Here is a 17436-nt window from a genome sequence, read left to right as displayed (position 1 = left end):
CTTGAAGCTTCAGGAGTCCCTAAAGGTCGACTTCCTTCATGAGCATGCCGACCTCGGTGTTGGACAGCCGGCGCAGCCAGCCCGACTTCTGGTCGCCCAGGGTGATCGGGCCGAAGGCGACGCGCACCAGCTTGTCGACCGGGAAGCCGGCCTCCGCCAGCATCCGGCGCACGATGTGCTTGCGGCCCTCGTGCAGGGTCACCTCGACCAGGTAGTTCTTGCCGGTCTGCTCGACGACCCGGAAGTGGTCCGCCTTGGCGTACCCGTCGTCCAGCTGGATGCCGTCCTTGAGCTTCTTGCCGAGGTCACGCGGGATCGGGCCCACGATGTGCGCGAGGTAGACCTTCTTCACGCCGTACTTGGGGTGGGTCAGCCGGTGCGCCAGCTCGCCGTGGTTGGTGAGCAGGATGACGCCCTCGGTCTCGGTGTCGAGCCGGCCCACGTGGAACAGCCGCGTCTCGCGGTTGGTCACGTAGTCGCCGAGGCATTGACGGCCCTCGTTGTCCTCCATCGTGGAGACGACGCCGGCCGGCTTGTTCAGCGAGAAGAACTGGTACGACTGCGTCGCGACCGTCAGGCCGTCGACCTTGACCTCGTCGTTCTCCGGGTCGACCCGCTTGCCCTGCTCGAGCACGATCTCGCCGTTGACCTCGACGCGCGCCTGCTCGATCAGCTCCTCGCAGGCCCGCCGGGAGCCGTAGCCCGCGCGCGCGAGGATCTTCTGCAGCCGCTCGCCCTCCTGCTCGGCGCCCGGGAAGGTCTTGGGGAGCTTGACGTCCTTCTTGTTCGCGTACCGCTCGCGGTTGCGCTCCTCGGCCCGCGCCTCGTACTCGCGCGAAGTCGCCGGGACCGAACGGCCGCGCCCGGTGCCCTGGCCCTGCTTGGGCCCGCCCTTGGCGCCGCCGCGCGCGGAGGCGCCGCGCCCGGACTTCGGCCCCTCGTGGGTGCCGCCCGGGCCTACGTCGTAGCGCCGCTCTTCGGGGCGCGGCTTCTTCGGCCGGCCGCCCTGCTGGTCGTCGCGGCCGTTCCCGGCGCCGCGGTAGTTACCGCGGCCACCGCTGCTCCCGCCGCGGCCACCGCTGTTGCCACCGCTGCTCCCGCCGCGGCCACCGCTGTTGCCACCGCTGCTCCCGCCGCGGCCGCCGCTGTTGCCACCACGGCTCCCGCCGTTGTTTCCGCTGCTGTTCCTGCCGCTGCTGCTTCGCATCAAAGTTCCGTCTTGTCGTCTGCGTCCTCGGAATCCGGAGCGTCCGGATCGAACGACGGCACGCCTTCCTGGGTCTCGGCCTCGATCGCCTCCGCCTCCGGGAGGAAGGGCGCGAGCTCCGGGAGCTCGTCCAGACCGCGCAGGCCCATCCGCTCCAGGAAGTAGTTCGTCGTCACGTACAGGATCGCACCTGTTTCGGGTTCCGCGCCCGCCTCCTCGACGAGACCGCGCTGGAGCAGCGTGCGCATGACGCCGTCGCAGTTGACTCCGCGCACCGCGGAGACCCTGCTGCGGCTGACCGGCTGGCGGTACGCGACGACCGCCAGGGTCTCCAGCGCGGCCTGCGTGAGCCGGGCCTGCTGCCCGTCCAGGACGAAGCCCTCGACGGCCGCCGCGTACTCGGGCCGGGTGTAGAACCGCCAGCCGCCCGCGATGAGCCTGAGCTCGAAGCCACGCCCCTGCACGGTGTACTCGTCGGCCAGCTCGCGCAGCGCGTCGGCGATCTGCCGCCGGGGCCGCTGGAGGATCTTCGCGAGGTGCTCCTCGGTCGCGGGCTCGTCGACGACCATCAGGACGGCCTCCAGGGCCGGCTTGAGGTCCAGTGCGGCGACGGTCTCCTCGCTCACGTCTTCGTCTCCTTCTCGGGCTCCTCGGGCTCCTCGGGCGGCCGGTCGAACTCGTCGGTGACCCTCGGCTGCACGTCGTCGTCCCCGCCGGTCCAGCGCACCAGCAGCTCCCCGAGCGCGGTCTCCTGGTCCAGGGCGACGGCCTTCTCCCGGTACAGCTCCAGCAGCGCCAGGAAGCGGGCCACGACGGTGAGGGTGTCGTCGGTGTCCTCGACGAGCACCCGGAAGCTGGCCTCGCCGAGCTCCCGCAGCCGGGCGACGACGATCTGGGCCTGCTCCTGCACGCTCACCAGCGGCGCGTGGATGTGGTCGACGTACACCTGCGGCTTGGCCCTGGGCTGCATCGCCTTGACCGCGAGCTTGGCGAACCCCTCCGCGCCGATGCTGATGACCACCTCGGGCAGCAGCTCGGCGTGGTGCGGTTCGAGGCCGACGGTACGGGGGTAGCGGCGGGCCTCGTGCTCCAGCCGGTGCGTGAAGATGTCGGCGACCTGCTTGTAGGCCCGGTACTGCAGCAGGCGGGCGAACAGCAGGTCCCTGGCCTCCAGCAGCGCCAGGTCGGCCTCGTCCTCGACCTCCGCGGCAGGTAGCAGCCGGGCCGCCTTCAGATCGAGCAGAGTGGCGGCCACGACCAGGAACTCGGTCGTCTGGTCGAGGTCCCAGTCCGGCCCCATGGCCCGGATGTGCGCCATGAACTCGTCGGTGACCTTGGACAGCGCGACCTCGGTGACGTCCAGCTTGTGCTTGGAGATCAGCTGGAGGAGCAGGTCGAAGGGCCCCTCGAAGTTGGCGAGCCGGACCTTGAAGACACCGTCGGGGGCTTCCTGGGGCCCGGGAGCCTCCCGGGGCTCGGAAAGGGGTGGCGGAGCAACCGTTTCCGCAGCATCGGGTACCGGCTCCTCCACCGGCTCCTCCACCGGAACCGGAACTGGCACCGGAACCGAAAGTGGAGTCGGGGCTGGAACCGGAGTCGGATCAGGCGCCGCCCCCGGTCCCCGCCCCAGCGCACGCCGACGGCCGGCTGCTGCGCCGGGGCCGGGGGCTGGGACGTCGTTCGAGGTCATGGCCCCCGCAGGCTACCGCTAGCGCCCGCGCAGTCGTCGTACGAGGATGCTCGCGTCCCCGCGGCTCTCCAGGTCGGCGAGGACCACGGCGACCGCCTCGCGGACGATGCGCCCCCGGTCCACGGCCAGCCCGTGCTCGCCGCGGAGCACCAGCCGGGCGTGCTCCAGGTCCATGAGCTCCTCGGCGGAGACATAGACGGTGATCTTCTCGTCGTGCCGCTCCCGGCCGCTGGGCCGCCGGGAGGCCGCCCGGCCCCCGCGCTTGCGCGGCTGCCCCTCGCCGGAGGCGTCCGCGGCAGAACCTTCCTGCGCGCCCTGACGGCGCTCCGAGCGCTCCCCGGCGGTGCCCCGGGTACGGGACTCCCCGGCGTCGCTCTGGCCCGCCTCGGCCGGCGCGTGCTCGGCGCCCTCGCCGTCACCGCCCTGCGCCGGCACGGCCTGCGGCGCGTCCTGCGCACCGCCGGCCGCCACCCCGTCGCTCTCGCCGGCCGGCGCGGGCACCCGCGCCTCACCGTTGACGGAGCGCCGGGGCGCGGACGGCTGGAGTGCCATTCCCCCTGTCGTACGGAAGAGTTCGTCGGCCCCCGGCAGACTCACTCGGCGTGACACCGGGCGAGCACCTCCCTGGCGAGCTGACGGTAGGCGGCGGCGCCGACGGAGTTGGAGGCGTACGTGGTGATCGGCTCACCGGCGACCGTGGTCTCCGGGAAGCGGACCGTGCGCCCGATGACCGTGTGGTAGACGTGGTCGTCGAACGCCTCGACGACCCGTGCCAGCACCTCACGGCTGTGCACGGTGCGCGAGTCGTACATCGTGGCGAGGATCCCGTCGAGCTCCAGCTCCGGGTTGAGCCGCTCCTGGACCTTCTCGATGGTCTCGGTGAGCAGCGCCACGCCTCGGAGGGCGAAGAACTCGCACTCCAGCGGCACGATCACCTTGTGCGCCGCCGTGAGGGCGTTGACGGTGAGCAGGCCGAGCGAGGGCTGACAGTCGATGACGATGTAGTCGTAGTCGTCCATCAGCGGCTTGAGCGCACGCTGGAGCGTGGACTCGCGCGCGACCTCGGAGACCAGCTGCACCTCGGCGGCCGACAGGTCGATGTTGCTGGGCAGCAGGTCCATGTTGGGGACCGCCGTCTTCAGGAGCACCTCGTCCGCCGCCATGCCCCGCTCCATGAGCAGGTTGTAGACGGTGAGGTCGAGCTCCATCGGATTGACGCCGAGACCGACCGACAGCGCGCCCTGCGGGTCGAAGTCCACGAGCAGCACGCGACGGCCGTACTCGGCGAGCGCGGCACCCAGGTTGATGGTCGACGTCGTCTTGCCCACGCCGCCCTTCTGGTTGCACATCGCGATGATCGTCGCGGGACCGTGCTGGGTCAGCGGGCCCGGGATCGGGAAGTACGGCAGCGGGCGTCCGGTCGGACCGACGCGCTCACGGCGCTGTCGGGCCGCGTCGGGCGCGAGCGTGGCCGCGTACTCCGGGTCCGGCTCGTACTCGGCATCGGGATCGTAGAAGTGCCCGTCGGGCAGTTCGTCGTAGTCGGCGAAGTGGTTGTGGGGCGCGCCACTTCCGTCGCCGGCCATGGCGTTCACGTGATGGCCATCCATGCTCTGGGAAAGTGCTGGCTGAGCCAATAGGGGGCTGGTCTGGCTCTGATGGGCTGCGAAGGTTCGGACAGCGACGGAGCCGACAGCCTCGAGCCCCGCGGAACCCTGGCCCCGCGTAGGCATTCCTGGATGACCACCCCCGGGAGAAAATGTCGACTCATTCACAAGTCGTCTTACCTCCTTGGTGACCAGGAAACTTCTAGACAAGGTCAGCGTGGCACCATGCCGACGGTTGGCGACTCTATGGCGTGTCGGGCGTCCGCAGCAACACAATCCGCCGGACCCGGCCCGATGTGTCGGCAATGAAACATCCCGCTGTCAAGGGCGTACGGCCGTCGCACGGCAGGTTTCACCGGTGTGCGAATCGGTCGAAGGGTTACGTTCGAGGCGAGTTGACCGAGAGCCGCAAAGTGACCATACACACATCCGGCCGGACCTTGTCGGGCAAGGTCCGGCCGGGTGCGCGAGGTTGACGGACTCTGTTGACGTATCGCTTTTTTCCAGCGTCGACTTGGCCGTTCGATGGGGTGGGCGGCTCAGCCGAGCAGGGTCTCCAGCTCCACGTGCTCCAGTCCGTGCGCCTCTGCGACCTCGCGGTAAACGACCTTGCCGTCATGGGTGTTGAGGCCCTTGGCCAGCGCGGGATCACGGCGCAGCGCCTCCACCCAGCCCCGGTCGGCGAGTTCGACGATGTAGGGCAGCGTGGCGTTGGTGAGGGCGTAGGTGGAGGTGTTGGGGACCGCGCCGGGCATGTTGGCGACGCAGTAGAAGACCGAGTTGTGGACCGGGAAGGTCGGCTCGGCGTGAGTGGTCGGACGGGAGTCCTCGAAGCAACCGCCCTGATCGATCGCGATGTCGACAAGGACACTTCCCGGCTTCATCCGGGACACGAGCTCGTTGGTGACCAGCTTCGGCGCCTTGGCGCCCGGGATGAGGACGGCGCCGATGACGAGGTCGGCGTCCAGGACCGCCTTCTCGAGCTCGAAGGCGTTGGACATGATCGCCCGGACCCTGGTGCCGAAGACCTTGTCGGCCTCGCGCAGCTTGTTGATGTCGCGGTCGAGCAGCGTGACATGGAAGCCCATGCCGACGGCGATCTGCGTGGCGTTCCAGCCGGAGACGCCGCCGCCGATGACGACGGCCCGCGCCGGCTGGGTGCCGGGGACGCCGCCGGGGAGCACACCACGGCCGCCGACCGAGCGCATCAGGTGGTAGGCGCCGACCTGCGGGGCGAGCCGGCCCGCGACCTCGGACATCGGCGCGAGCAGCGGCAGGGCGCGGCTGGGGAGCTCGACGGTCTCGTAGGCGATCGCCGTGGCGCCGGACTGGATGAGCGCGTCGGTGCACTCCTTGGAGGCGGCCAGGTGCAGGTACGTGAAGAGCGTCTGGTCCTTGCGCAGGCGGTGGTACTCCTCGGCGATGGGCTCCTTGACCTTGAGCAGCAGGTCGGCGTCGGCCCAGACCTCGTCGGCGGTGTCCAGGATCCGGGCGCCCTCGGCGATGTACTCCTCGTCCGGGATCGACGAGCCGAGGCCGGCGCCCCGCTCGATGACGACCTGGTGGCCGTGGCGCACGAGCTCGTGCACACCGGCGGGGGTGATGGCCACCCGGAACTCGTTGTTCTTGACCTCGCGGGGGATGCCGACCTTCACGTCGATCACGGTCCTTGGCTCAGAGGGTGTGGGGGTACAGCGAAGACATACCCGGAGGTATAGGGCACACCGGGATGCACCGCAGGAGAACGTGCGGCAGAGCCAGTCTAATGAAGGTGTTCCCGCTGTCTAGCCTTTCATTGCATCAATCTCCAGCGGGTGTACTACGGATTTCGCAGGTGTTAGCGCCATGTTCCAGCCGTTCCGGCTGTCCTGGCCGCTCCGGCCCTGCCGGCAGCTCCGGCCGCTCCAGCCCCGGCTCGGGCTCCGGCTCGCGGTCCGGGAGCTCCTCTCCCAGGATGCGCTCGGCCGCGCCCCGGTGCAGGCGGGCCGCCACCGGGTCGCCGAGGCGCTCCAGGGTGTCGGCCAGCCTCAGCTGCACGGCGGCCTGTAGCCGCGTGTCCTCGGCCCGCCATGCCCACTCCACGGCCTCCTGGCAGGTCCGCAGCGACTCCTCGGGGCGGCCGGCGTACTCCTGGACCCTCGCCAGCTCGCTCAGCGCCCTGGCGTGCGCGCCGACGTCGCCGTTCTTGCGGTGCCCGGCCGCCGCGGCCCGCCAGGCCCGCTGTGCCTCGCCGTAGCGGCCTGCGTAGGTGTGCGCGGTGGCGATACGGCCGTAGAGGCGGGCGGCGTCCGCGCGCTCGTCGCGCGCCAGGCGCTGGGCGAGGGCCCGGCCGAACCAGTCGGCGGCCCGGTCGTAGTCCCCGAGCTCCAGGTGCGCGCCGCCTACGGATTCCATCGCGCGCCCGATCGCGTACGGGTCGTTCGCCTCGCGTCCGGCGTCCAGCGCGGCCCGGTAGCGCACCAGGGCCTCCGCGGTGCGGCCGGTCCTGGCGTCGACGTCGGCCAGGTTCAGCAGGGCGGCCGCCCGCTCCCGGGGCAGGTCGCGCCGCTCGGCGACGTCCAGGACGAGCTGGTGGATGCCGTACAGGTCGGGTGCGGCGCCCTGGGTGCCGAAGTGCGCGACCATCGCCCTGACCAGCTGGGACATCAAGCGGCGGGCAAGGGTGTCCAGCTCCCCGTCGGCGACCGCCAGACGGGCCGAGGCGAGCAGGGCCGGGCGGCGGGCCCGCAGCCAGTCGGCGGCCGCGCGCGGGGTGGGGAAGCGCAGGGCGCGGGGCGTGCCCTGGAGCTTCTCGCGGGCCTGGGGGTTGTCGGTCTCGGTGACCGCCCGGCAGGACTGCAGCAGCCGCACCGTCCGCTCCAGCATGCGGGCGCGGGCCAGCTGGAGCTCGGCCGGGCGGTCATGGGTCTCGGCGGCGGCGCGCAGCAGGGGGTGCAGGCAGCCGGGGACCTCGTACTGGGGCAGTGGGGAGTCCACGGCCCGCAGCAGGCCGAGCGCGGTGAGGTCGTCTAGGGCGGTGTGGGCGGCGCCCACCGAGCAGCCGGCGAGCGCGGAGGCGGTGTGCGGGTCGGCCAGGCCGGCCGGGGCGAGGCAGAGCAGGCGCAGTATCCGGGCGGCGGGGGCGGGCAGCGCGGCGTGCACGAGCCGGAAGACCCGGCTGAGCGGGGTGCCCTCGTCGCCCTCGGCGTTGAGCTGCTTGGCGAGGTCGGCGACAGCGGCCTGGGGGCGGGCGGCGAGCCAGCCGCCTGCCAGGATCAGCGCGGCGGGCTGGCCCTGGCAGGCCTCCACGAGGTGCTCGGCGGAGCGCGGGTCGACGGTGATGCGTACGGAGCCGGTGTATCCGGTGAGCAGGTCGAGGGCGGACTTGGTGTCCAGGCCGCCCAGGGTGCAGGGGCGGACGTCCGCGATGCCGGTGAGCGGTCCGGCGGAGACGGCGACCAGCAGGCACTGAGGAGTGTCCGGAAGCAGTGCGTCGACCTGTTCGGCGCCGGTCGCGTCGTCGAGCAGGAGCAGCGCGCGCCGCTCGGCGAGGGCCTCGCGCAGCAGGGCCGCGAGGTCGTCCTCGTCGGCGCCGGGCGGGGCCGGCACGTCCAGCGCGGCGAGCAGTTCACGGGCGGCGCGCTCGACGGGCACGGGCGTGCCGTCGGGCTCGGCGAGACGGGCGCGCAGCACGCCGTCCCGGTAGCGGCCGGCGACCTGCCGGACGAGCTCCTCGGCGAGCGCCGTACGCCCGGAGCCGGGCCGGCCGGCGATGAGCAGGACCCGCGCGCGCGGAGCCTTCTTCCCGGAGATGGTGTCCAGCCCGGCGCGCTCGATGTCGGCGCGCAGTTCCTTCAACTCCCGGGTGCGGCCCAGGAAATGGCCCTCTGGCGCAGCGTGTCCCGACAGCTGCGCGCCGCCTGTGTCCACTGCCTGATCCGTCACGGGCCACACTCCCGTCCCACCGCACACGCAAGCCCGCCGGGACTCCGGATCGGGCGATTCCAGAGCCTAGTTCACGCTCTGCGACGTGCCGGGAGGAGCACGGCGGGCACGACGGGGACGTCCCCCGATCGGATCAGCCGATCGTCACACTGTCGACGATCCGGGCGGGTTTCGGCCCGGCTGCGTTCAGGCCTCGAACGGACGCGCCGGCCAGGGCGCCTCCGCCGGGCGCAGCGCGTCCGCGCCCTCCCCGGCGCGGGCGGCCGCCAGCGACAGCACGCCCACCACGAGGCAGTTGTTGTGCACGTCGCCCGCGAGGGCCGCCCTGACGAGCTCGCCGACCGGCACCCGCGCGTGCTCCATGTCGGCCTCCTCGTCCTCCACCGCGAAACGCTCCCCGTCCGCCTCGGACAGGCCCCGGGCGAGAAAGATCCGCACGGACTCGTCACAGCCGCCGGGAGTCGTGTACACGTCGGTGAGCACCCGCCAGTCCTCGGCCTTGACGTGCGCCTCCTCGTACAGCTCGCGCTGGGCCGCGTGCAGCGGGTTCTCGCCGGGCACGTCGAGCAGACCCGCCGGGATCTCCCACAGCTTCTGCCGCACGGGGTGGCGGTACTGCTTGATGAGCAGCACCCGGTCCTCGTCGTCGAGGGCGAGGACGGCCACCGAGCCGGGGTGGACCTGGTAGTCCCGGCGGACCACCGAGCCGTCGGGCATGACCACCTCGTCGGTGCGGACGGAGGTCTTGTTGCCCACGAAGGGGGTCTGGGTGGCCCGGATCTCCCACGCCTCGGGGGTGTCCTTGATCGTCATGCCGTGCGTCCTTCCACGTGCCACCTGCGCAAACAAAAACCGGGGCGCAACCCTTGAAGGTTTGCACCCCGGCCACCGTACAACCGGTGTGTTACTTCGAAGCCTTCCCCGCCTCGACCGTCCGCTGGACCGCCGCCTTCACCAGGCCGGCGAACAGCGGGTGCGGACGCGTGGGCCGCGAGCGCAGCTCGGGGTGCGCCTGCGTGGCCACCAGGTAGGGGTGGACGTCGCGCGGGTACTCGACGTACTCGACGAGCTTGCCGTCCGGCGAGGTGCCGGAGAACAGGATGCCCGCCTTCTTCTCCAGCTCGGCGCGGTAGGCGTTGTTCACCTCGTAACGGTGCCGGTGCCGCTCCTCGACGTACTCCTTGCCGTCGTACACCTCACGCACGATGGAGCCCTCGGCCAGCTTGGCCGGATACATGCCCAGGCGCATCGTTCCGCCCATGTCGCCCTCGCCGGCGACGATGTCGAGCTGCTCGGCCATCGTGGAGATGACCGGGTGGCCGGTGGCCGAGTCGAACTCGGTGGAGTTGGCGTCGGGGATGTCGGCCAGGTTGCGCGCGGCCTCGATCACGATGCACTGCAGGCCCAGGCAGAGGCCGAGCAGCGGGATCTTGTTCTCGCGGGCGTACCTGATCGCGCCGACCTTGCCGAGCACACCGCGGTCGCCGAAGCCGCCCGGGATGCAGATCCCGTCGACGTCCTCGAGCTGCGCCTTGGCGCCCGCCGGGGTCTTGCAGTCGTCCGACGTGACCCACTTGATCTTCACGCGGGCCTTGTTGGCGAAGCCGCCGGCGCGCAGCGCCTCGGTGACCGAGAGGTAGGCGTCGGGCAGGTCGATGTACTTGCCGACCAGCGCGAGGGTGATCTCGTGGTCCGGGTTGTGGACGCGGTCGAGCAGGTCGTCCCAGGTCGTCCAGTCCACATCACGGAACGGCAGGTCCAGCTTGCGGACGACATAGGCGTCCAGACCCTCGCCGTGCACGGTCTTGGGGATGTCGTAGATCGAGCGGGCGTCGGGGCAGGCGACCACGGCGGCCTCGTCGACGTCGCACATCAGCGAGATCTTGCGCTTGATCGCGGTCGGCACCTCGCGGTCGCAGCGCAGCACGATCGCGTCCGGCTGGATACCGATGTTCCTGAGGGCCGCCACCGAGTGCTGGGTCGGCTTCGTCTTCAGCTCACCGGACGGGCCGATGTAGGGAAGGAGAGAGATATGGACCACGAACACGTTGTCCCGGCCGACCTCGTGCCGGACCTGGCGGACGGTCTCCAGGAACGGCAGCGACTCGATGTCGCCGACCGTGCCGCCGACCTCGGTGATGACGACGTCCACCTCGTCCGTCGCCATGCGGCGGATGCGGTGCTTGATCTCGTTGGTGATGTGCGGGATGACCTGCACGGTGTCGCCCAGGTACTCGCCGCGCCGCTCCTTGGCGATCACCGTGTTGTAGACCTGGCCGGTCGTGACGTTGGCCGAGCCGTCGAGATCGCGGTCGAGGAAGCGCTCATAGTGGCCGATGTCCAGGTCGGTCTCGGCCCCGTCGTTCGTGACGAACACCTCACCGTGCTGGAAGGGGTTCATCGTGCCCGGGTCGACGTTCAGATACGGGTCGAGCTTCTGCATCACGACGCGCAGACCCCGGGCCTTGAGCAGCATGCCGAGGCTGGAGGCCGTCAGGCCCTTCCCGAGAGAGGAGGCGACACCCCCGGTGACGAAGATGTGCTTGGTCGTCGTGGCTTTGCTGTTTCGAAAAGCAGCGGGCGGCATGGCCAAGAGGGGGCTCCCGTGGTCGCGATGTGTGGGTGCGGTTCGGGGGCTTCGAGACCACCGGTCCACGGGCTACCAGGGTATCAGCGCCTCGGAGACCTGGCTTCCGGCCACGCTCCGCGCACGGACCGACACGCACGGACGCTTCCGCACCGGCTCCTCACCCGTTGCTCACCCGTTCGGCCCACCCGCGTTGTCCGGAGCGGCACGCAGATCATCTACGTGCGTCGTATCCTGCTCGGACACTCGCTGACGAGCCGGGCCGGACAAGACGGCACACCCCCGCCCGTATCCCCCGGAACAACGAGAGCTCGTCAGTTCGTTGAGCAGTAATTGGCGTTTTGCCTGTACGGGTGAGCGACTGCTTTGCTTCACCGCTCAACGACGCATTACAACGACCCCTTGACCGCAATAAGCGACAGCCCCCCGTGTTCGTGGGGGGTGACGTGGCCGTTCGACTGGAGTTGCACGTGGCCGGGCGCATCGAAGACTACGCACTCATCGGAGACATGCAGACCGCTGCCCTGGTCTGCCGTGACGGGACAGTGGACTGGCTGTGCCTGCCCCGCTTCGACTCGCACGCGATCTTCGCCGGTCTGCTCGGCACGGAGGAACACGGATTCTGGCGGCTCGGCCCCGCGCACGCCTCCGACGCGCCGCCGCCGCGCGCGGCCCGGCGCACCTACCGGGGCGACTCGCTGATCCTGGAGTCCGAGTGGGACACCCCGCGCGGCACGGTCCGGGTGACCGACTTCATGCCCCCACGTGACGGCGCGCCCCAGCTGATCCGCATCGTCGAGGGCGTCTCGGGCCGCGTCCCCATGCGCTCGACCCTGCGGATGCGGTTCTCCTACGGCCGGATCGTCCCGTGGGTGCACAAGCACGAGGGCCGTACGGTGGCCGTCGCGGGCCCGGACTCGGTGTGGTTCGACACCGACTGCGAGACCTACGGCAAGGCGCTGACGACGTACGCCGACTTCACGGTCGCCCCCGGCGACCGGGTCGCGTTCACCATCTCCTGGGAGCCCTCGCACAAGCAGCCGCCCGCACTGCCGGAGCCGGAGCAGTCGCTTCAGGCCACGGAGGACTTCTGGCGCGAGTGGGTCGAGCACTGCACGTACCACGGCCCCTACCGCGAGGCCGTGATCCGCTCGCTGATCACGCTGAAGGCCCTGACGTACGCGCCGACCGGCGGCATCGTCGCCGCGCCGACCACCTCGCTGCCCGAGGACATCGGCGGCGTCCGCAACTGGGACTATCGCTACACCTGGCTGCGCGACGCGGCGATCACCCTGTCCTCGCTGCTGCGCACCGGCTACCGCGAGGAGGCCCGCGCCTGGCGCGAGTGGCTGCTGCGCGCGGTGGCCGGCGACCCCGAGAACCTGCAGATCATGTACGGCATCGCGGGCGAGCGCGAGCTGGGCGAGGCCGAGCTCGACTGGCTGCCCGGCTACGAGCGCTCCGGCCCGGTCCGGGTCGGCAACGGCGCCGCGCACCAGCTCCAGCTGGACGTGTACGGCGAGGTCACCGAGGCCCTGCACCTGGGCCACATGACGGGCCTGGCCCGCAACGACTACGCCTCCCTGCTCCAGCTCAAGCTGATCCGCTACCTGGAGCAGCACTGGGACGAGCCGGACGAGGGCATCTGGGAGGTGCGCGGCCCGCGCCGTCACTTCGTGCACTCCAAGGTCATGGCCTGGGTCGCCGTCGACCGCACGATCAAGCTGATCGAGTCCGGTGACGCGGACGGCCCGCTGGAGAAGTGGCGCGAGCTGCGCGACGACATCCACCGGGACGTGTGCGAGAAGGGCTACGACAAGGAACGCAACACGTTCACGCAGTCCTACGGCTCGAAGGAGCTGGACGCGTCGCTGCTGCTCATCCCGCAGATGGGCTTCCTGCCGCCGGACGACAAGCGGGTGATCGGCACCATCGAGGCGATCCAGCGCGAGCTGTCCACCGCGGACGGCTTCATCCTGCGCTACCCGACCTCGGGCGGCGACGAGGGCGTCGACGGCCTGCCCGGCGACGAGGGAGCCTTCCTCGCCTGCTCGTTCTGGATGGCGGACGACCTCGCGATGATCGGCCGGGTGGACGAGGCCCGCAAGCTGTTCGAGAAGCTGCTGTCCCTGCGCAACGACCTCGGGCTGCTCGCCGAGGAGTGGGACCCGCGCCTGAAGCGCCAGGTCGGCAACTTCCCGCAGGCCTTCAGCCACGTCCCGCTGATCGACACGGCCCTGCGGCTGACGGCCTCGGGCGCCTACGGCGGCTGAACAGGACCGACGATGCGCGCCCGCCTACGCTGGGGGGACCAGCCCCTGCACGAAAGGGGGCGCCCATGGCCTCCTCATCGAAGGCGGGCGCGGCCCTCGCCGCGCTGCGCGAGGATCTGGTCGGCGACGTGTTCGCCCCGGGGGACACGGGCTACGACGAGACCCGCGCGGTGTTCAACGCGATGATCGACCGCCGTCCGGCCGTGATCGCCCAGTGCGTCGACGAGTCCGACGTCGTGCGGGCCGTGCGTTTCGCCCGTGACCTGGACCTGCACATCGCGGTGCGCGGCGGCGGGCACAGCGTCGCGGGCCAGGCGCTGGGCGACGGTGCCGTGGTGGTCGACCTGCGGCACATGCGCGCGGTCATGGTCGATCCCGCGGACGAGGCGGTACGGGTCGCGGGCGGCGCCCTGATGACCGACCTGGACCGCGCCTGCCAACCCCACGGCCTGGCCACGACCGGCGGACGGGCCTCCACCACCGGCGTCGGCGGCTTCGTCCTGGGCGGTGGCACCGGCTGGCTGGACCGGTGCTGCGGGCTCGCCGCCGAAAACCTCCTCGGCGTGGAACTCGTCACCGCCGACGCCCGCCGGGTGCACGCCAGCGCCGACGAGAACCCCGACCTGTTCTGGGCCCTGCACGGCGGCGGCGGAAACTTCGGCGTCGCCACCTCCCTCACCCTGAAGCTGTACGAGCTGCCCCAGTTCTCCATCGCGTTGGTCCTGTACCGGCCCGAGCACGGCCGCGAGGTCGTCCGCACCTACCGCGACGTCATCGAGTCGGGCCCCGACGAGGCGGCCGGGGGCGTCCTGTTCTTCACCGGCCCGCCCGAGGAGTTCGTCCCGCCGCACCTGGTCGGCACGCTGGTGTGCGGTGCGCTGCTGACGTACGCGGGCGCCGAGGAGGACATGCGCAAGCTCGCCGAACCACTGCTGGCGCTGCCGCACGAGACGGAGATCGTCGGGGCGATGCCGTACGCCGATGTGCAGTGCATGCTCGACGATCCGCCGGGGATGCGGAACTACTGGTCGGCCGAGTATCTGACGGGCGTCCCCGACGCCCTGGTGGACGTCTTCTGCGCCCGCGCGGACACCCTGCCCGTGGGGACGGGCACCCAGCACGTGCTGTGGCCGCAGGGCGGCGCGATCGCCGCCGGCCCGGCCGAGTACCCGGTGCCCTTCCGCGGCGCCCCGTGGGCGGTCCACCCGTTCGGCATCTGGGAGGACCCCGCGGACGACGAGGCCTGCGTCCGCTGGGTGCGCGACGTCCGCGCCGACGTCCGCCCGTGGAGCACCGGGGACGTGTATCTGAACTTCATCGGCGACGAGGGCGCCGACCGGGTCGTGGCGGGCCTGGGCGCCGAGAACACCCGGCGCCTCGCGGACCTGAAGCGGCGCTACGACCCCGACAACGTGTTCCGCTTCAACCACAACATCAGGCCGGCCTGAGCGCCGTCAGCGTCCGCTCTCCCGCCGGATCACCGGCCGTCGCCGGGACCAGCGCGATCTCGTCGAGCCCCGCCTCGGCATAGGCGTCGATACGGGCGCGTACGGCGGCCAGGTCGCCCACCAGGCCGACGGTGGCCGCGGCCGCCGGGGGCAGGGCGCGGACCAGGACGGCGCGGTCGGCGCCGGCCGCGGCGCGTTCGACGGCCTCGGCGAAACCGGCCTCGGCGAACACCTCGCGGTACCCGGGCACGGTCAGGTATCCGGCGATGCTGCCCAGGACCTGGGCGAGCGAGGCGGGTTCCGGGTCGACGGCCGCGGGCAGCCAGGCGGCGAGCACGGGCGGCGTACGGCCCGCCTCGTGGGCCGCCGCGTCCAGCTTGCCGCGCAGCTCGCGCACCTGCTGCGGGGAGACGACGTCCAGCAGCATCCGGTCGGCGTGCGCGGCGGCCGCGGCGATCGCACGGTCCCCGAACGCGGCCACGGTGAGCGGTCCGCCCGGCGGCGGGAGCCGGCGCCGGAAGGGGCTGCCGGGCACCACCGGCTCACCGGGCACGGCGTGCAGCAGCGCCCGCAGGGCTGCCGCACTCTCGGCGAGGACGGCGGCGGGACGCGTCCGGGGCCGCCCGTGCACGCCCTCCACCACCCGCTTGCTGGACGTGCCCAGCGCCACGCCGACGGCCCGTCCGCCGGTGACGGCGGCGACCGACGCGGCGCCCCGGGCGAGGGTGTACGGGTCGCGCACGGACACCGGCACCGGTCCCGCCGTCAGCACCGCCCGCTCGGTGACCCGGCCGAGGGCGGCGGCCAGCACGAACGCGTCCCAGGTCGGCCCCTCGCCCGCCCACACCTCCCGGTAGCCGAGCCGGTCGGCGAGCGCCGCGACCCGCAGCGGCTCCTCGACCGGGCTGTCGTCCTCACGGGCCACGGCAACCACACTGAAGTCCATGGGCCGCCGCTGCCCGGCCGCGCGCCGTCCAATCCTGTCCGCGGATGTTGCCGCGACGTCTGCCCAGGTAGCGTCCGCTGCATGGACAGCCGCACGGACCACCGTTACGACAGCCGGGGCGCCGGCATCACCGTGCAGCGCGCGCTGGAGCTGCCCGGCCTGCGCAGCGGCCTGCCCGAGATCCTCGCGGGCGCCGACCGGCTGGAGCGCACGGTGCGCTGGGTGCACGCGGGCGAGGTCCCGAACATCGCCTCGCTGCTCAAGGGCGGCGAACTGCTGCTGACCACGGGCTACGGCCTCGGCACCCGTCCGGCCGACCAGCGGGCGTTCGTGCGCACGCTGGCCGAGCGGGGCATCGCGGCCCTGGTGATCGAGCTGGGCCCGCGCTTCACCCGGCTGCCCGCCGCCCTGGTCGAGACGGCCCGCACGACCGGTCTGCCCCTGGTCCAACTGCACCGCGAGGTGCCGTTCGTGACGGTCACCGAGGAGATCCACACCGAGATCGTCAACGGCCACTACGCGCTGCTCCAGCGGGCCGAGGAGGTGCACCGCCGCTGTACGCAGGCCCTGCTCGGCGGGGGCGGCATCCCGCAGGTGCTGGGCATCCTGGCGGACTTCAGCGACAACCCGGTGTTCCTGGAGACGACCGACGTGCAACTCCTGTACGCGGCCGGCGAGGGACCTCAGGGCGCGGATCCGCTCCAGGTCTGGGAGGGGCTGCGCGACCCGCACAAGGACGCGTCGCCGCCCGCCGGTTCGGTGCTGGTGGACGTGCCCGGCGGCGGGCCGGGGACGGGGTCGGTGCGCGCCCGGCTCGTGCTGCTGCCCGTGTGCGCGCCGCTCGCTCCCGTGCACCGGATCGCCGCCGAGCGGGCGGCCGGGATCCTGGCCGTGGTGCTGATGCAGGCCCGCCAGGAGGAGGAGCTCGCGGCGCGCGGCCGGGGCGACTTCCTGACCGACCTCGCCGAGGGCCGGATCGCCGCGGAGGACGCCCCGGCGCAGGCGCGCGTCCTCGGCTTCCGGCCGGGCGCCGGTCCGTTGCTCCCGGTCGTGATGCGGCTGGGCGACGGCATCTCCCCCGGCGGGGGCTGGGCGGTGCTGGCCCGGGCGGTCGCGGAGGAGCTCGCGTCGGTGGGCGTGCCGGTGCTGCTGGGCGTGCGTCCGGTGGAGGGCCGGGTGCCGGTGCTGCTGGGTCTGCGGTCGGAGTCGGAGCGGTCCGCGGTCGCGGACCGGGTGGCGGCGGCGCTGCGGGCCGGGGTGGAACGGGCCGGGATGCAGCGGCCGGGGGCCCAGCCGCCGGTGGTGGTGGTCGGGGTCGCGGGCGGCTGGGCGGCCGCGTCGGCGGGCCTCAGACACGCGGCGGAGACGGCGACCGCCGCGCAGGGCCTGCCGGATCGCCCCTGGTACGACGCCCGTCGCCTCGACATCGACCTGCTGCTGTGGCGGCTGCGCGACCACCCCGACCTGGCGGCCTTCGTGGACCGCGCGATCGGTCCGGTCCGCGACCACGACCACCGCTCCAAGCCGCCTCTGCTGCCCACCCTGGAGACGTACTTGGCGCACGCGGGCCGCAAGGCGGAGACGGCCCGTGAGCTGCACCTGAACCGCCAGACCCTGTACAACCGCCTGGCCCGTATCGGCGAGTTGCTCGGCACCGACCTGGACGACCCGCAGACGGTCCTGGCGTTGAGCCTGGCACTCCGGGCCCGGCGGCACGTGCCGTAAGGCATGGGGGCACAGGGGCGTGAGGCATG

13 protein-coding genes are annotated in these 17436 nt (G+C 72.1%); 3 read left to right on the top strand and 10 right to left on the bottom strand.

The genetic code is table 11. The features are described 5' to 3' along the window. Nucleotides 1-19: 19 nt before the first annotated feature. From ACZ5SK_RS43295 to ACZ5SK_RS43255, 9 genes are all read right to left on the bottom strand, one after another. Entirely contained in the window at nucleotides 20-1207 is a 1188-nt protein-coding gene (locus ACZ5SK_RS43295) for a pseudouridine synthase (RefSeq protein ID WP_334583524.1), read from the bottom strand. Next, nucleotides 1207-1776: an SMC-Scp complex subunit ScpB gene (scpB, locus tag ACZ5SK_RS43290; protein WP_231976495.1), complete on the bottom strand. Its 570-nt coding sequence runs from the start codon at nucleotides 1774-1776 to the stop codon at nucleotides 1207-1209. The genes ACZ5SK_RS43295 and scpB overlap by 1 nt, the downstream gene beginning before the upstream one ends. A 53-nt stretch (nucleotides 1777-1829) precedes the next feature. Further along, nucleotides 1830-2897 carry a segregation and condensation protein A gene (locus ACZ5SK_RS43285; RefSeq protein ID WP_334583525.1) on the bottom strand — a complete coding sequence of 356 codons (1068 nt, stop codon included), beginning with the start codon at nucleotides 2895-2897 and terminating at the stop codon, nucleotides 1830-1832. A gap of 18 nt (nucleotides 2898-2915) precedes the next feature. Next, nucleotides 2916-3449: a hypothetical protein gene (locus ACZ5SK_RS43280; RefSeq protein WP_334583526.1), complete on the bottom strand. Its 534-nt coding sequence runs from the start codon at nucleotides 3447-3449 to the stop codon at nucleotides 2916-2918. Nucleotides 3450-3490: 41 nt separating this feature from the next. Next, a complete protein-coding gene (locus tag ACZ5SK_RS43275) occupies nucleotides 3491-4630 on the bottom strand; it encodes a ParA family protein (protein ID WP_334583527.1) in 1140 nt (379 codons plus the stop codon). A 413-nt stretch (nucleotides 4631-5043) separates the two neighbouring features. Beyond that, a complete protein-coding gene (gene ald / locus ACZ5SK_RS43270) occupies nucleotides 5044-6159 on the bottom strand; it encodes an alanine dehydrogenase (RefSeq protein ID WP_334583844.1) in 1116 nt (371 codons plus the stop codon). A 145-nt stretch (nucleotides 6160-6304) separates the two neighbouring features. Next, nucleotides 6305-8428 (bottom strand): tetratricopeptide repeat protein, encoded by a 2124-nt coding sequence (locus ACZ5SK_RS43265; protein ID WP_334583528.1) that lies wholly within the window; start codon nucleotides 8426-8428, stop codon nucleotides 6305-6307. Nucleotides 8429-8614: 186 nt separating this feature from the next. Continuing rightward, on the bottom strand, nucleotides 8615-9241 hold the full coding sequence (locus ACZ5SK_RS43260; RefSeq protein WP_334583529.1) for an NUDIX hydrolase: 627 nt from the start codon (nucleotides 9239-9241) through the stop codon (nucleotides 8615-8617). Nucleotides 9242-9332: 91 nt separating this feature from the next. After that, on the bottom strand, nucleotides 9333-11015 hold the full coding sequence (locus ACZ5SK_RS43255) for a CTP synthase (protein WP_334583845.1): 1683 nt from the start codon (nucleotides 11013-11015) through the stop codon (nucleotides 9333-9335). Between the two features lie 470 nt (nucleotides 11016-11485). Between ACZ5SK_RS43255 and ACZ5SK_RS43250 the strand changes: the two genes are divergently transcribed. After that, nucleotides 11486-13288, top strand: coding sequence for a glycoside hydrolase family 15 protein (locus ACZ5SK_RS43250; protein ID WP_334583846.1), 1803 nt, complete (start codon nucleotides 11486-11488; stop codon nucleotides 13286-13288). A gap of 65 nt (nucleotides 13289-13353) precedes the next feature. Beyond that, nucleotides 13354-14736 (top strand): FAD-binding oxidoreductase, encoded by a 1383-nt coding sequence (locus ACZ5SK_RS43245; RefSeq protein ID WP_361709296.1) that lies wholly within the window; start codon nucleotides 13354-13356, stop codon nucleotides 14734-14736. Here ACZ5SK_RS43245 and ACZ5SK_RS43240 read toward each other — a convergent pair. Next, a complete protein-coding gene (locus tag ACZ5SK_RS43240; RefSeq protein WP_334583531.1) occupies nucleotides 14723-15682 on the bottom strand; it encodes an LLM class F420-dependent oxidoreductase in 960 nt (319 codons plus the stop codon). The genes ACZ5SK_RS43245 and ACZ5SK_RS43240 overlap by 14 nt on opposite strands. 81 nt (nucleotides 15683-15763) lie before the next feature. Between ACZ5SK_RS43240 and ACZ5SK_RS43235 the strand changes: the two genes are divergently transcribed. Then, a complete protein-coding gene (locus ACZ5SK_RS43235; RefSeq protein WP_334583532.1) occupies nucleotides 15764-17407 on the top strand; it encodes a PucR family transcriptional regulator in 1644 nt (547 codons plus the stop codon). Nucleotides 17408-17436 lie beyond the last annotated feature (29 nt).

The organism is Streptomyces sp. NPDC031474 (assembly GCF_055581185.1).
Note: the sequence above shows the minus strand (reverse complement) of the source record. Positions and strands in the feature narration are given on the sequence as shown.

What these genes read in the sequence shown, in the direction of transcription:
- ACZ5SK_RS43260 (WP_334583529.1), bottom strand. Translation starts at nt 9,241, where the DNA reads ATGACGATCAAGGACACCCCCGAGGCGTGGGAGATCCGGGCCACCCAG.
- ACZ5SK_RS43275 (WP_334583527.1), bottom strand. Translation starts at nt 4,630, where the DNA reads ATGCCTACGCGGGGCCAGGGTTCCGCGGGGCTCGAGGCTGTCGGCTCC.
- scpB (WP_231976495.1), bottom strand. Translation starts at nt 1,776, where the DNA reads ATGGTCGTCGACGAGCCCGCGACCGAGGAGCACCTCGCGAAGATCCTC.
- ACZ5SK_RS43240 (WP_334583531.1), bottom strand. Translation starts at nt 15,682, where the DNA reads ATGGACTTCAGTGTGGTTGCCGTGGCCCGTGAGGACGACAGCCCGGTC.
- ACZ5SK_RS43280 (WP_334583526.1), bottom strand. Translation starts at nt 3,449, where the DNA reads ATGGCACTCCAGCCGTCCGCGCCCCGGCGCTCCGTCAACGGTGAGGCG.
- ACZ5SK_RS43255 (WP_334583845.1), bottom strand. Translation starts at nt 11,015, where the DNA reads ATGCCGCCCGCTGCTTTTCGAAACAGCAAAGCCACGACGACCAAGCAC.
- ACZ5SK_RS43295 (WP_334583524.1), bottom strand. Translation starts at nt 1,207, where the DNA reads ATGCGAAGCAGCAGCGGCAGGAACAGCAGCGGAAACAACGGCGGGAGC.
- ACZ5SK_RS43285 (WP_334583525.1), bottom strand. Translation starts at nt 2,897, where the DNA reads ATGACCTCGAACGACGTCCCAGCCCCCGGCCCCGGCGCAGCAGCCGGC.
- ACZ5SK_RS43235 (WP_334583532.1), top strand. Translation starts at nt 15,764, where the DNA reads ATGGACAGCCGCACGGACCACCGTTACGACAGCCGGGGCGCCGGCATC.
- ACZ5SK_RS43245 (WP_361709296.1), top strand. Translation starts at nt 13,354, where the DNA reads ATGGCCTCCTCATCGAAGGCGGGCGCGGCCCTCGCCGCGCTGCGCGAG.